Consider the following 13,829-nt stretch of genomic DNA (forward strand, 5'->3'; position numbering starts at 1 on the left):
CGCGGGAACTTATCTGAAAGTCGTCAGCAGGATTGACGTTCTAAGGCCCGCGCTATTCCATTTCCTGCTGGATGACGCGGCCGAGCGCGAAGAGGCGCTGGTCGATCGTGGTCGGAACCTCGCAGACGAAGCGCACCACCTTGCGACGGTCCTCGAAGATGCGGGTTTCCCAGATCAGCTGGTTGCTCATGGCGTCGACCTTGGCGTCGTCGCGCGGCGTTGCGTCCTGGAGCGCCTGAAGCTGGATGGTCTCCTCACGGATCTTGTCGGCGGCCTCGCGCTGCTTGTGGCTGACGCGCTCGAGCCCGCTCATGACCTGGGAGCGCTGGGCGTTGAGCGTGTCGAACAGGCCGGCGAACAGCAGTTTTGCATTGGCGGTCTTGTCGGCGGCGGAACCGGCCAAGAACTCCTTCACTGATTTTTCCGCCTCGTCCAGCGGCGTCTTGCGGGCCGCAAGCTTGGAGACCAGCGCGCTGACCTTGCTGTCGTCCTTCCACTTGGTCTCGGCGTCGTCGAGCGCGGGGCCGGCCCAGACGGCCGCGAGCGAGATCTCCGGCACCTTGGCCTGCGCGCAGGGCCAGTTGGGATAGCGCGGATCGGCGGCGTATGCGGCAACGGTCGAGACCGCAAACGCAAGGGCTGCCATGGCAAGGGTCCGAACGCTCATCCTTCGCCTCCCGCCGGCCCGCGCCGTGCCAGCCCGCGCGAGGGATCATAGGCGAAAATCGCGCCGATCATGAAGACGATTGTGCAGGCCCCGACCACGGCCAGCGAGATCCAGTTGATCTGTCCATACAGCGCGAAGCGGATCAGCTCGACCGCATGCGTGAACGGATTGGCCTGGCAGACATAATAGAGATAAGGACTGCCCTCCTGCACGCGCCAGAGCGGGTACAGCGCGGATGACGCAAAGAACATCGGGAAGATGACGAAGTTCATCACGCCGGCAAAGTTCTCGAGCTGCTTGATGCCCGATGAGATCAGCATGCCGAGCGAACCCAGCATCAGCCCCGACAGGATCAGCGCCGGGAGCACGGTGAGGTAGCCGATCGGGGGCGGCGTGATGTCCCAGAACCAGGCGATGATCAGGAACGCGTAGACCTGGAGCAGCGACACCGCGGTGCCCGCCAGCAGCTTGCAGAACAGCAGGAAACCGCGCGGAAGCGGGCTCACCAGCAGGGTGCGCATATTGCCCATCTCGCGGTCGTACACCATCGAGAGTGAGGATTGCATGCCGTTGAAAAGCTGGATCATCGCCATCAGGCCGGGCGCGATGAAGACCTCGTAGAGGATGTAGGTCTCGTAAGGCGGGATGATGGAGATGCCGAGCACCTGGCGGAAACCGGCGGCAAAGATGAACAGCCACACCAGCGGCCGCACCAGCGCCGAGACGAAGCGCTCGCGCTGATGCAGGAAGCGCAGCCCTTCGCGCCAGACGATGCCGGTGAGGCAGGTCATGTACTCGGAGGCCGAGAAGCCGCGCGGCGCCTCGCGCGTGGTGATGCTGCTCATGCGCCGCCTCCCGGCACCGCTTGCGCGCCCGTCAGGCGCATGAAGGCGGTGTTGACGTCCTGTGCGCCGGCCTCCGCGATGACGCGGGCCATCGGGCCCTGAGCCAGCACCTTGCCCTGGTGCAGCACCACGAGGTCGTCACTGGGCATGATCTCGTCGAACAGATGCGTCGCCCAGAGCACGCCGATGCCTTGCTCGGTGACGAGCTGGCGGACATGGCTGATGATGTCCGCGCGCGCCTTGACGTCGAGGCCGACGGTCGGCTCGTCCAGCAGCAACAGCCGCGGGCGATGCAGCAGCGCGCGGGCGATCTCCAGCCGCCGCATCTGCCCGCCGGAGAGATCGCGCACCTTGCTGCCGGCGCGGTCAGCCAGGCCAATGCGCGCGAGCAACTCGGCGCTGCGCGCGGCCGCTTCGCGGCGGCTGATGCCGTGCAGCGCCGCGTGATAGAGCAGGTTCTGCGTCAGCGACAGATCGAGATCGAGCGTGCGCGGCTGGAACACGACGCCGAGAAGACGCAGCGCCTCGCCCGGGCTCTTGCTGATGTCGTGGCCGAAGATGGAAACGCGGCCGCTCTGAATGCCGAACAGGCGGGTGATCAGCGAGAACAGCGTGCTCTTGCCGGCGCCGTTGAGGCCGAGCAGCGCGGTGAAGCTCGCCGGCTGCACGTCGAAGGAGACGTCGATGAGCGCGCGGCGCGGGCCGTAGGAATGGCTGACGCCGTCGATCGACAGCGCCGGCATCGCGGCCGGATCGGGCCGTGGCGTCTCGCGTGGTTCGGCGATGGGTGCGGGGCTGGTCATGGCGCGATCGTGATGCCCCAGGGCAGTTCGCCCACCTGAATGGTCTTGATCACCTTCTGCGCGGCGACGTCGATGACGGAAACGTCGTTGGAGACGCCATTGGTGGTGAGCAGATATTTCTCGTCCGGCGTGAACGCCATGTGCCAGACGCGCTGGCCCACCAGCAGATATTTCGTCACCTTGCGCGTGGCGGTGTCGACCACGGCGATGCGGTTGGCGGGGCCGAGCGCGACGAAGGCGGTCTTGTCGTCCTTGGTCATGCCGATGCCGACCGGCTGGATCGCCTCCTTCCGCAGGCCCGGGATCTCGAAATTGACCTTGCCGATCACCTCGTGCTTTTGGGGATCGACGACCGACACCGTGCCGCCGATCTCCGACGACACCCACAATTCGGACGCGTCGTGCTTGAACTCGGCGAAGCGTGGGCGCGGATCGACCAGCACGTTGGCGACGATCTGGCGCGATCCCGTATCGATGAAGTGCGCCATGTTGGTCGTCTCGGACGTGTTGATCAGAATCTTGCCGTCGGGGCTGACGGTCATGCCTTCGGGCTCGACGCCGACCTGGATGTCGCCGAGGCGGGCGCGCTTCTCCAGATCGATCACGGTGACCGTGTTGTCGTTCTCGTTGGCGACATAGAGCGTCTTGCCGGCGGCATCCTGGGTGAACAATTCAGGGTCGGGACCGGAGGGCAGGGTGTCGACGATCGCCTGCGTCTTGGCGTCGATCAGCTGGATGGTGTCGTCGTCGCCGACCGCGACCATGACGAATTTGCCGTCACGCGTGAACTCGATGCCGCGCGGGCGCTGGCCGACCTTGATGGTTTGCGTCACGGTCCAGCTCTCGGTGTCGATCACCGACACCGTGTTGCTCTTCTCGTTCGAGACATAGGCGACGAAGGCATGCGCGGGCGCCGCCGCCAGCACCAGTCCGGACAGCAATCCCACGCGCAACATCCGTGTCCTCATTTCAGCTTGCATTTGCTCTCCGGGCGATCGTAGCCGAGCGTGTCGAGCTCGGAGACCTGGTGCAGAAATCCTTCCTGCGGCGACACCGACACCACCATGCGGCCGTCGACCAGCAGGATCGGCTGGCGGAGCTGCAGATTCCAGTCGCGCAGGGTGAGCCTTGTGCCCTTGAAGGCGGCGACCTCGAAGTTGGGTCCCTTGATGAAGTCGGTGACCTTCTTGACGTCGCCGGAATTGGTCCGCGAGGCAGCCTCGCCGATCATGCGCACCGCGGTCCAGGCCTGCATGTCGAGCGCGGTCATGCGCCGTGAGTTCAGCTTCATGAAGCGGTTCTGCATCTGGATCGCGCCCCACTGGTCCTGCGCGGCGTCCCAGCTGCGCGGCATCAGACCGGCCGAGCCCGCGACAGGGCGGGGATCCCAGGTGCGATAGGGCAGATAGGCGGCGAACACCTCGCTCTCGTCGGCGGCGACCAGCACGTCGTAAGCGGGTGCTTGCTGGGTGAACACCGGCATCTGCCGCTGGATCAATGTCACCCCGGAGTCCGTGCGGCGTGCGCCACCCTTGTCCTCGAAGGTGCGTTCCTGCACGATCTTGGCGCCGAAGCGCGTGGCGGCGCGCCGGAGCGCATCGGCGTAGAGCTTGTCCTCGTCATGCGAGCCGACCACCAGAAGCCAGCGCGACCATTTCTTCCACACCAGGTATTGGCCGAGCGCATCCGCCAGCATCGAGCGTGTCGGCGCGGTGTGGATGACGTTGGCGCGACAATCGGCCTCGCGCAGCCGCTCGTCGATGGCGCCGGCGTTGAACAGCAGCGTGCCGCGATCGCGCAAGGCATCGGCCACTTTCAGAAGCGCTTCGGCTGGCAGGTCGGCAATGATGAAGCCGTTCTTGTCGGCAAGGGCGGTCGCGGCCTGGACCACGTCCTCACCTTCCTTGATGCGGCGCTCCTCCAGCGTGAAGCGCTGGCCCGTGAACTTTCCGGTGGTGTTGTTGTCCTCGATCGCGAGCCTGGCGCCGGCGACGCCGTCATTCTCGGCGGGCTGCTCGACCAGCGACAGCGTCGATCGGGTACCGGCAACCCCGAGATAGCCGACGCCGATCGTAACCGGGTCGGCGGCGAGCGCTTGCATCGCCGCCAGACACAGGCCGATCGGGCCGAGCAACCATCGGATCATGCTTCCTCCAAAAAATCCTCCCCGGCTTGACCGCCGGTGGAGAATTGTTTCTGCTGGAAGCATGACCGATTTGGCAAGGCTTGCAACCCCGCATTTCGTCCTCGCGCGCGCGAGCGCAGGAATCACGATCGTGCGAGCGCTGCTGTGTTTCGCCGCATTGCTGTTGACGGGATCGGCCGCATTCGCCGATCCGCCGAAACTTGCGGTGTTCGACTTCGAGCTGATCGACACCAGCCTGCCCGGCGAATTCTACGGCTCGAAGCCCGAGGAGGTGCGGCTTGCGCATATCAGCGAGCAGCTGCGCAAGGAACTAGCTGAGTCAGGCCGGTTCCAGCTGCTTGATATCTCGCCCATCAGGGATGCCGCCCATCACAGCAATCTGCAGGCCTGCGGCGGCTGCGACCTCAAGCTGGCCGGACAGTTGGGTGCGGACCTCGAGATCACCGGCATGGTGCAGAAGGTCTCGAACCTGATCATCAATCTCAACATCTATCTGCGCGACGTGAAGACCGGCAAGATGATCACGGCGGCCAGCGCCGACATGCGCGGCAACACCGACGAATCCTGGTCGCGCACGATGAGTTATCTGATCCGCAACCGCCTGCTGGCGCCGAATTACGGCAGGCCGGAGTAGATCCTTCTTTCCGTTAGCTCCGCTGTACCCTCTCCCCCTGTGGGAGAGGGTGGCTTCGCGAAGCGAAGCCGGGTGAGAGGTATCTATCCTCACGGACAGCTTCGCGAGTGGAAACAACCCCTCATCCGGGGCTCCTCTTCCCTTCTCCCACAAGGGGAGAAGGGAAGAGGAGCAACGAAAACTACCCCTTCAATCGCTCCGCATGCCAGTGCAGATGGTCGCTCATGAAGGTCGAGATGAAATAATAGCTGTGGTCATAGCCCGGCTGCCGTCGCAGCGTCAGCGGGATGTTGGCCTTGGTGCAGGCCGCCTGCAGCAATTCGGGCTTGAGCTGTTCCTTCAGGAAATTGTCGGCCTCTCCGACATCGACCAGGAAGCCCGAATATTTCGCGCCGTCCTCGATCAGCGCCACCGTGTCGTGGCTGCGCCAGGCCTCCTTGTTCGGCCCGAGATAGCCGGTCAGCGCCTTGACGCCCCAGGGCACCTGTGACGGCGCCACGATCGGGGCGAACGCGCTCGCGGCGCGATAGCGGTGCGGGTTGCGCAGCGCCACGGTCAGCGCGCCATGACCGCCCATGGAATGGCCCATGATCGATTGCCGCCTGGCATCGACGGGAAAGTTTCCCGATACTATCTTGGGCAATTCGTCGGTGACATAGCTCCACATGCGGTAGTTGCGTGCGAACGGCGCTTCGGTCGCATCGACATAGAAGCCGGCGCCGAGGCCGAAATCATAGGCGTTGTTGGCATCGCCCGGCACGTCGGGTCCGCGCGGTGAGGTGTCGGGGGCGACGAAGATCAGGCCGAGCTCGGCGCAGGCTCTGCGGAATTCGCCCTTCTCGGTGACGTTGGCATGGGTGCAGGTGAGGCCGGAGAGATACCAGACCACGGGAAGCCTGGCGCCGTCGGCATGCGGTGGAACATAGACCGAGAACACCATGTCGGTTCCGGTCGCCTGGCTCGCATGGCGGTACACGCCCTGCACGCCGCCATGGGATCGGTTGGTCGAGACAGTCTGGATCGTCATGCCTGATAGCTCCGTGGCATCTCACCACATCGAGAATGCAATGCCTGTATGACCGAAATTCGTGGCGTGCTTTTAGGCCACGCCGCTGTCGATCGCCAGCCTCACCAGCTCGACCGAAGTCTTGACCCCGAGCTTCTGGCGCATGATCGAGGAGGTATTGGCGACCGTCTTGTAGGACGATTGCACCAGCCAGGCGATCTCGGACAGGCTTTTTCCCGCGCTGAGCAGCCGCAAGATCTCCATCTCGCGCGCGTTCAGCTTCGACAGCGGGCTCTGCGTCAGGGTCGGCCCTGCAAAGGCGATGCTGCGCGCGATCGCGCTCGGCAGATAGGTGCCGCCGGCGCCGACGGTGCGGATCGCTTCGACGAGATCATCGGGGTCGCCGGTCTTGGACACGTAGCCCTTGGCGCCGCACTCGATTGCGCGCGCGGCGAAGGCCGGATCATCGTTCATGCTGAACATGATGATGCGGGCCTCCGGCGCACGCTCGAGGATGCGGCGCGCGAGCTCGAAGCCGGAGACGGTCGGCAGGTTGATGTCGATGACGCAGAGGTCCGGGCGCTCGACGATGAAGACGCTCTCGCCGTCCTCGGCGTCGGCGGCCTCCAGGATCTCGATCTGGCCCTCGTCGGCCAGCACGGCGCGGCAGCCGGAGGCGACAATGGGATGATCGTCGACGATCAGAATGCGCATAGGCGTTCCCCGTGACAGCGCCGGACTCTTCGTTTTCGCGCCGCATGATACCGACCGAGACAAACACGCGTCTCATGTCCGGTCATGCAACCCGGCCGGGATTGCTGTACGCTTCCGATTAGATATCGGCCGCTTCGTCCCTGTCAACGTCGTCGGACAGGCGTGAGCGATCGTTGCTGGGACACGGGCGAAAGCAATGTGGCAAAATCTATCCTTGCGTGGGCGCATCAACCTTCTGCTGGCGCTGCTGCTTGCGCTCGGGCTCGCCGTCAACATCGGCCGTCAGGTCGCGGAAGCGGGGCCGCGCGTGCAGGCCGAGGACCAGAGCGTGATCCGGCTGGCGCGCGAGTTCATCGAGATGATCGTTGCCGATCTCAACGAGGCGCCGGATCCGGATGCCCGGTTGAACCAGATCGCGCACGACCTCAATCGCCTGCGCCATGTCAGCATCGCGCTCCGCGACGCCGGCGGGAACCCGCTGACGCCGCCGCGTCCTGATACCGACGACGAGACGCCCGGTCCGCCGGCCTGGTTCGTCAGCCTCGTTCACCCCGAGCAGACAGCCGTCAGCGTGCCGGTCTCGGTCCATGGCAAGCCCGGCTCGCTGATGATCACCTCGCATCCCAACGACGAGATCGCCGAGATCTGGGACGCCATCGTCACGCAGCTCGAGGTCGGCTCCGTCATCGCGCTGGTCCTGTTCCTGGTGATGATGACGGTGGTCGGCCGGGCGCTCGCGCCGCTGGAATCACTGGCGCAGACCATGGGCGAGCTCGAGGACGGTCACTACGACGCGCGCGTCAACCCTGGAGGCGCTCCTGAGCTCGCTGCGATCTGCACCCGGCTCAATCATCTGGCGGCAACGCTCGGGGAGGCGGTCGAGGACAAGCGGCGGCTTGCCGAGCGGGCGGTGTCGCTCCAGGACGTCGAGCGCAAGGAGATCGCACGCGAGCTGCATGACGAGTTCGGGCCATATCTGTTCTCGCTGCGCGCGCATGCCAGCGCACTGGCAAAGCTCGCCGACGGACGTGCGCCGAGCGCGGAGGCCGTGCGCAAGCACGGTGGCGCGCTGCTGGAGCAGATCAACGCGCTGCAGCAGTTCACCCGTCGCGTGCTGGAGCGGCTCCGGCCGGTCGGCCTCGCCGAGCTCGGTCTCGGCAAGGCGCTGGAATCGCTGTCGCGGCTGTGGCGGGAATCGCATCCCGACGTCACCATCGAGACCACGATCTCGCCGGCACTTGGCGTCACCGGGGAGACCGCCGACCTCACCATCTACCGCGTGGTGCAGGAGGCGCTCACCAACGCGTTCCGCCACGCGGGTGCGACCGCGATCGTCGTGGCGATCGAGCCTGCGGAGCAGCCGGGCCGCGACGGCCGCTTCTGTGCGCGGGTGCGGGTCAGCGACAACGGCCGCGGCATGGAGCCGGGTCAGAAGCTCGGCTTCGGTCTCGTCGGCATGCGCGAGCGCATTCTGGCGCTCGGCGGCACGCTCAACGTTGCCTCGGGCGAGGGTGGTGTCACCGTCGAGGCGCTGGTTCCGACTGCGGCAGCCTGATCGCACCCTGGACAAATCCCGATCGGGAAAAATTCCCGATTTGGTCGGGAAAAAGGGTGCGGACAATGCCGGACCTTTTGTGGCTAGTGCATCCGTCAGGGCCGACTACACTTCTCCACGCAATCGGCGAGGTTCAAAACAGCCGACGCTTGGGAAGTGGGACGGCAGGGGATGGGTGCGCGAAAGCTTTTGATCGCCTCGATGTCGACGGGGCTGGTGCTTTCGACCGGCGTGGTGATGGCCGCGCAGGACGAGGAGACCAATGTCCAGAATTTGCCCGCGGTCGAAGTGGTGGCGCCGCAGCCGACGGCGCGCCGCAGCGCGCCGCGCCCGGTCGCGCGCGCTGCTGTCAATTCCGGCAAGCCGAGGAGCAGTGGCAGGATCTACGTCTATCCAACCGCGCCCGGCACCGGCCGAGGTCTCGATGTCGACAAGGTCCCGTCGGCGATCAACGCCGTCGACGCCAACCAGATCAAGCGCACCGGCTCGCTCAACGTCACCGATGCGCTGCGCGACAACATCGCCGGCGTCAGCATCAGCGAGGTCACCGGCAACCCGTTCCAGCCCAACGTCGAGTTTCGCGGCTTCATAGCCTCGCCTGTAACAGGCACGCCGCAAGGCCTCGCGGTGTACCAGAACGGCGTGCGCATCAACGAAGCCTTCTCGGACGCCGTCAACTGGGACCTGATTCCGACTGCGGCGATCAGGTCGGCGACGCTGGTGACTAACAACCCCGTCTTCGGCCTCAACGCACTCGGGGGCGCGATCAATCTGCAAATGAAGGACGGCTTCACCTATCAAGGCGCGGAGCTCGACGTCATGGGCGGCTCGTTCGGCCGCATGCAGGGCTCGGCGCAATGGGGCAGGCAGGTCGACCGGAACTGGGGCATCTACGCCGCGCTCGAAGGCCTGCATGACAACGGCTTCCGCAACTTCTCCCAATCGGACGTGCGGCGCTTCTACAGCGACGTCGGCTACAAGGCGGGCGACAGCGAATTCCACGTCAACATGGGCGTCGCCAAGAACGATTTCGGCGCCAACGCCACCGTTCCGGCCGAACTCCTGAACAACTACTGGGGCGCGACCTATACGACACCGCAGACCAGCTCGAACCGCGTCGGCTATCTCAACCTGACCGCCAAGGCCGACGCGACGCCGACCTGGACGCTCGAAGGCACCGCGCATGTGCGCCGGTACGAGCAGAAGATCGTCGACGGCAATCCGACCGACGTAACCGAGTGCACGGCGGACGCGACGCTGCTGTGCTTCGGCGACGGCGCGACGCCCGCGAATGGCATCAACGGCGTTCAGCTTGGCAATCCCTTTGCGCCGGGAACGATCCTCGGCGAGATCGACCGGAGCTCGATACGGTCGACCAGCTTCGGCGTTTCGGGGCAGGCCACCAACACCGATCAGCTGTTCGGGCACGAGAACCGCTTCGTGATGGGCACGACCTACGATGCCGGCGTCACGCGCTACGATGCCACCGCGGAGATCGGCTCGATCGGAGAGAACTATGTCGTGAGCGGCAGCGGTCTTTTCCTGGGACCGACAGGCACGATCGCGACCGGCTTTGCCGGTCCCGTCTCGCTGCGGACCGTCAACCAATACAACGGCGTCTATGCGATGGACACGTTCAACGTCACGGATGCCTTCGCGATCACTGGCGGAGGCCGATTCAACGTCGCGCGTATCTCGCTGGAGGACCAGCTCGGCACTGCGCTCAACGGCGACTACACCTACACGCGGTTCAATCCGGTCATCGGCGGCACCTACAAGATCACGCCGGAGCTGACCGCCTATGCCGGCTATTCCGAGGCCAACCGCGTGCCGACACCGCTCGAGCTCGGCTGCGCCGATCCGAACAATCCCTGTCTGATCGCGGCGTTTCTGGTCTCCGACCCGCCGCTCAAGCAGGTCGTGTCCAAGACCGTGGAAGCCGGCCTGCGCGGCACCAGGGAATTGACCATCGGCACGCTCGGCTGGAAGATCGGCGGCTTCCGCGCCACCAATTACGATGACATCCTGGCCGTCCCCGCTCCTGATAGAACCGGTTTCGGCTACTTCACCAATGTCGGCAGGACACGGCGGCAGGGCCTCGAGGCCGAGGTCAACATCAAATCGCAGACGCTCCAGTTCCAGGCGAGCTACACCTTCGTCGACGCACGCTTCCTCGACGCATTGACGCTCGGCTCCAACAGCCCGTTCGCCGATGCCGACGGCAACATCCAGGTCCTGCCCGGCAACCAGATCCCCGCGATCCCGCGCCACCGCGTCAAGGTCGGTGTCGACTACGCCGTCACCGACGAATGGAAGGTTGGCGGCAATGCGCTGTTCGTCTCCAGCCAATACCTGGTCGGCGACGAATCCAACCAATATTCCAAGCTGCCATCCTACACGGTCTTCAACCTGCACACCTCGTATCAGGTGACCCGGAACGTCCAGCTCTACGGCAAGGTCGACAACATCTTCGACGTCAGGTACGCGACCTATGGGCAGTTCTTCGACACCGCCGCTCTGCCGAACTTCACCAACGGCGGAAACCCCTTCACCGACCCGCGCTCGCTGAGTCCGGCGAGGCCGCGCGCATTTTATGCGGGGATGCGGGTGACGTTTTAAATTGGAAAGTCTCACCGGCGGGCGTCAAGTGGCTGGCGTTCAACGGTAATGCTGCGAAGCAATTTCGATCTGCCGATTGCGCGCCTCAGTCGCCCAGCGGCCCTTTGGCGTCCCCGTCGCTGCGCTTCATCAGCTCGTATTTCATCCGCCGCATTCGCCCCTGGGCCTCGAGCGGCTTGCAATAGGCCGTCGAGGCGGCGAGCAGATCAATGGTCGCAAGAATCGCATAGCGTGATGCCGTCGGCTTCAGCGCATCCGGCGCTTCCGGTACGTGCACACCGAGCGTGATATCGGCGATCGAGGCGAGCTTGCTTTGCGGCTTGGTAATCGCAACGACGAGAGCGCCGTAGTGCTTGGCGATACTAGCCGCTTCGATCACCTCTTTCGCCGCACCTGTGGTCGAGATGGCAATCACGACATCGTCGCGACCGAAGGTCGCTGCAATCATCAGCATCAGCCTCGGATCGGAGGCGTGAGAGACGGCGACCCCAAGACGAAAAAAGCGGTTCTGCACCTCCGCTGCCGCAAGGGTCGAGCCGCCGCCCACGCCGAACGCAGCGAGTTTCGAGCAGCCGGAGATGGTTTCGGCAGCCTTCTCGATGTCCTCTTTCCGTAGTCCCTCCTCGACGGCGGCAATAGCGCGCCGGATTTCCTGAAACACCGACCGCCACAACGCGGGACGCGCCAGATCCGTGCCGACATGCGGCGGCGGCTCAACGTAGATCCGCCCCACCGCCATCGCTTGCGCCAGCCGCACCTTGAGGTCACGGACTCCGCGGCAGCCCACGGTGCGGCTGAACCGCGTGACCGTCGGCTCGCTCACGCGCGCGCGACGGGCGAGTTCGGCGTTGCTGGCATGAATAGCAAATTCGATATCGGACAGCAGCGCCGTGGCAACGCGCTGCTCCGACGGGCTGAGATTCGGCGCGCTCTGCCTGATGAGGGAGATGACGTCGCCGGCGACGAAATTGTCGTGGCTTGCGGGCTTCGGGATCACAGCCGCTGCGGTTCTCGCCGGTTCAGTTCGCTTCGCTCGCGGCATTGCCCGCCCTTCCTCAGGTCAGATCAACCTGCGAAATCCCCGTAAGAAACCTTCAGTACCGACCAAAGATACATCGACTTAGTCGTAAGGAGTAGCAATTTTCTGCTTGAAATCCTGCATATTATGTCTGTAACTTTCAAACAAAGAAAAGCCGCCGCCGATCCCCCCAGCAGGACCACAGCCCGCGCGGATAGGCAGGCGACTTAACAAATCGGGAGGGGCGATCATGAGATACGGTCTGAGTGTCTTGATGCGTGGCGCCATTGTGACAGCCACCGCGTTGTTCCTGAATGCGCAGGCGGGTGCGGCCAGACTCCTACGCGAAGCCACCATCGGCGAACCGCCGCCACTCGACGTCATGCTGACGACAGCCGACGTCGCATCAGTCATCGGTCGCCACATCTTCGAAACCCTGTACGCGCTGGACTCGACCTATGCGCCGCGCCCGCTGCTGGCCGAGAGCGATCGCGAGGAGGACGGCGGTAAAACCATCGTCATCAAGCTCCGCGAAGGCATCCTCTTCCACAACGGCAAGGAGATGACTGCCAAGGACGTGGTCGCATCGATGACGCGCTGGGGCAGTTACGGAGCGCGGGGCAAGCTCTTGATGGCCGCCGCCACCTCGGTCGAGGCGAGCGGAAAGTACGAGGTCACGCTGAAGCTCTCGGCGCCGAACGGCGCCTGGAAGACTCTGATTGCAGACGTCAATGGTGGCCTTGCGATCTATCCGGAAGACATTGCCACCAATGCAGGAAATAAGCCGATCGAGCAGAAGGACTATATCGGGACCGGACCATACAAGTTCGTGGAGTGGCGGCCGAACCGCTATGTCGAGGTGGAAAAATTCGACGGCTATAAGCCGGTGCAAGAAAAGGGAGACGGCTTCGCCGGTGCCCGCGTCGCCATGTTCGACAAGATCCGCTTCATTCCGGTCCCTGACGTCGGCACGCGCGTGAGCGGTGTGCAGGCCGGCGATTATGATTATGCGGAAATGATCTCCGGTGATCTCTACGAGTCCTTGAGCAAGGACCAATCGGTTCAGGTGCAGCGCACGAACGCGCCGATCTTCGGCCTCTTCTTCATGAACTCGAAGCAGGGGATTCTGAAGGACAATTATAAGCTCCGCCGCGCCATCCAGACCGCGTTGGACAAATCGCAGGCCCTGCGCGTCGCCTTCGGGCCCAAGGACCTCTGGAACGCGGAAGGATCGATCTTCCCCAAGGGCACGCCCTGGTACTCGGCGGAAGGCGTCTCCGGTTACAGCGCGCATGATGCGAAGAAAGCCAAGGAGCTCGCGAAGGAGGCGGATTATACAGGGACGCCGATCCGTCTCCTGGTCTCGACAAATTACCAGGCGCATTACGACGAAGCTTCCGTCTTCACGCGCCAGCTGGCTGACGCCGGGATCAACGTTCAGATGATGGTCGTCGATTGGGCGACGCTTCTGAAGATGCGGGGCCAGCCGGAGCAGTGGGACATCTTTGTCACCCACCATTCATTCTCGCCCGACCCGCTGCTTCTCACCTTCCTGAACGCCAGCTATCCGGGCTGGTGGGACAGCCCCGAGATCGGCACGCTGCGGGCCGAGCTGATCAAGTCGACCGATCCTGCGGCACGCAAGGCGACCTGGGACAAGATCCAGGCCCTGATCTACGAACAGGTGCCGGTTATGAAGGTCGGCGATGCCTACACCTACGACATCGCGTCCCCCAAGCTGAAAGGGCTCAATCCCAACGGTCCAGCCTTCTGGAACGTGTCCACCAAATAGCAACCGGCAATGAGGCCACGAGAAGCGTCG

12 protein-coding genes are annotated in these 13,829 nt (G+C 64.2%); 4 read left to right on the forward strand and 8 right to left on the reverse strand.

Going from position 1 to position 13,829, the window contains the following annotated elements; translation table 11 throughout:
• Positions 1–52: 52 nt before the first annotated feature.
• Genes XH90_RS10830 through XH90_RS10850 form a run of 5 tightly spaced genes read right to left on the reverse strand, consistent with a single transcriptional unit; the run spans position 53 to position 4,461 of the window.
• Entirely contained in the window at positions 53–667 is a 615-nt protein-coding gene (locus XH90_RS10830) for a hypothetical protein (protein ID WP_194481213.1), read from the reverse strand.
• The gene (locus XH90_RS10835; protein WP_194481215.1) at positions 664–1,512 is read right to left on the reverse strand and encodes an ABC transporter permease; all 849 of its coding nucleotides are present in this window, start codon (positions 1,510–1,512) and stop codon (positions 664–666) included. Before XH90_RS10835 ends, XH90_RS10830 begins: the two co-directional genes overlap by 4 nt.
• Complete coding sequence (locus XH90_RS10840) at positions 1,509–2,315, reverse strand: ABC transporter ATP-binding protein (protein WP_194481217.1); 807 nt, start codon at positions 2,313–2,315, stop codon at positions 1,509–1,511. Before XH90_RS10840 ends, XH90_RS10835 begins: the two co-directional genes overlap by 4 nt.
• The gene (locus tag XH90_RS10845; protein ID WP_194481219.1) at positions 2,312–3,295 is read right to left on the reverse strand and encodes a YVTN family beta-propeller repeat protein; all 984 of its coding nucleotides are present in this window, start codon (positions 3,293–3,295) and stop codon (positions 2,312–2,314) included. Before XH90_RS10845 ends, XH90_RS10840 begins: the two co-directional genes overlap by 4 nt.
• Complete coding sequence (locus XH90_RS10850) at positions 3,280–4,461, reverse strand: ABC transporter substrate-binding protein (protein WP_194481221.1); 1,182 nt, start codon at positions 4,459–4,461, stop codon at positions 3,280–3,282. Before XH90_RS10850 ends, XH90_RS10845 begins: the two co-directional genes overlap by 16 nt.
• 61 nt (positions 4,462–4,522) lie before the next feature.
• Between XH90_RS10850 and XH90_RS10855 the strand changes: the two genes are divergently transcribed.
• On the forward strand, positions 4,523–5,095 hold the full coding sequence (locus XH90_RS10855) for a DUF3280 domain-containing protein (protein WP_194481223.1): 573 nt from the start codon (positions 4,523–4,525) through the stop codon (positions 5,093–5,095).
• Positions 5,096–5,276: 181 nt separating this feature from the next.
• Here XH90_RS10855 and fghA read toward each other — a convergent pair whose 3' ends face one another.
• Together fghA and XH90_RS10865 are read right to left on the reverse strand one after the other, a co-directional pair.
• Positions 5,277–6,122, reverse strand: a complete 846-nt coding sequence (gene fghA / locus XH90_RS10860; protein WP_194481224.1) for an S-formylglutathione hydrolase — start codon at positions 6,120–6,122, stop codon at positions 5,277–5,279.
• Positions 6,123–6,194: 72 nt separating this feature from the next.
• Positions 6,195–6,815 carry a response regulator transcription factor gene (locus tag XH90_RS10865; protein WP_194481226.1) on the reverse strand — a complete coding sequence of 207 codons (621 nt, stop codon included), beginning with the start codon at positions 6,813–6,815 and terminating at the stop codon, positions 6,195–6,197.
• Positions 6,816–7,011: 196 nt separating this feature from the next.
• On the opposite strand from XH90_RS10865, the gene XH90_RS10870 reads away from it, so the two are divergent.
• The gene (locus XH90_RS10870) at positions 7,012–8,370 is read left to right on the forward strand and encodes a histidine kinase (protein ID WP_194481228.1); all 1,359 of its coding nucleotides are present in this window, start codon (positions 7,012–7,014) and stop codon (positions 8,368–8,370) included.
• A 171-nt stretch (positions 8,371–8,541) separates the two neighbouring features.
• Complete coding sequence (locus tag XH90_RS10875) at positions 8,542–10,989, forward strand: TonB-dependent receptor (protein WP_194481230.1); 2,448 nt, start codon at positions 8,542–8,544, stop codon at positions 10,987–10,989.
• A gap of 85 nt (positions 10,990–11,074) precedes the next feature.
• On the opposite strand, the gene XH90_RS10880 is transcribed toward XH90_RS10875, so the two are convergent.
• Positions 11,075–12,031 carry a MurR/RpiR family transcriptional regulator gene (locus XH90_RS10880; RefSeq protein ID WP_194481232.1) on the reverse strand — a complete coding sequence of 319 codons (957 nt, stop codon included), beginning with the start codon at positions 12,029–12,031 and terminating at the stop codon, positions 11,075–11,077.
• Between the two features lie 226 nt (positions 12,032–12,257).
• On the opposite strand from XH90_RS10880, the gene XH90_RS10885 reads away from it, so the two are divergent.
• The gene (locus XH90_RS10885; RefSeq protein ID WP_194481234.1) at positions 12,258–13,799 is read left to right on the forward strand and encodes an ABC transporter substrate-binding protein; all 1,542 of its coding nucleotides are present in this window, start codon (positions 12,258–12,260) and stop codon (positions 13,797–13,799) included.
• The last annotated feature ends 30 nt before the right edge of the window (positions 13,800–13,829 follow it).

Origin of the sequence: Bradyrhizobium sp. CCBAU 53338, assembly GCF_015291665.1 — a bacterium.
Taxonomy (GTDB): Bacteria; Pseudomonadota; Alphaproteobacteria; order Rhizobiales; family Xanthobacteraceae; genus Bradyrhizobium.

Bases quoted from the DNA above. Each gene is read 5' to 3' on its own strand.
- XH90_RS10830 (WP_194481213.1), bottom strand. From the start codon at position 667: ATGAGCGTTCGGACCCTTGCCATGGCAGCCCTTGCGTTTGCGGTCTCG.
- XH90_RS10835 (WP_194481215.1), bottom strand. From the start codon at position 1,512: ATGAGCAGCATCACCACGCGCGAGGCGCCGCGCGGCTTCTCGGCCTCC.
- XH90_RS10840 (WP_194481217.1), bottom strand. From the start codon at position 2,315: ATGACCAGCCCCGCACCCATCGCCGAACCACGCGAGACGCCACGGCCC.
- XH90_RS10845 (WP_194481219.1), bottom strand. From the start codon at position 3,295: ATGCAAGCTGAAATGAGGACACGGATGTTGCGCGTGGGATTGCTGTCC.
- XH90_RS10850 (WP_194481221.1), bottom strand. From the start codon at position 4,461: ATGATCCGATGGTTGCTCGGCCCGATCGGCCTGTGTCTGGCGGCGATG.
- XH90_RS10855 (WP_194481223.1), top strand. From the start codon at position 4,523: ATGACCGATTTGGCAAGGCTTGCAACCCCGCATTTCGTCCTCGCGCGC.
- fghA (WP_194481224.1), bottom strand. From the start codon at position 6,122: ATGACGATCCAGACTGTCTCGACCAACCGATCCCATGGCGGCGTGCAG.
- XH90_RS10865 (WP_194481226.1), bottom strand. From the start codon at position 6,815: ATGCGCATTCTGATCGTCGACGATCATCCCATTGTCGCCTCCGGCTGC.
- XH90_RS10870 (WP_194481228.1), top strand. From the start codon at position 7,012: ATGTGGCAAAATCTATCCTTGCGTGGGCGCATCAACCTTCTGCTGGCG.
- XH90_RS10875 (WP_194481230.1), top strand. From the start codon at position 8,542: ATGGGTGCGCGAAAGCTTTTGATCGCCTCGATGTCGACGGGGCTGGTG.
- XH90_RS10880 (WP_194481232.1), bottom strand. From the start codon at position 12,031: ATGCCGCGAGCGAAGCGAACTGAACCGGCGAGAACCGCAGCGGCTGTG.
- XH90_RS10885 (WP_194481234.1), top strand. From the start codon at position 12,258: ATGAGATACGGTCTGAGTGTCTTGATGCGTGGCGCCATTGTGACAGCC.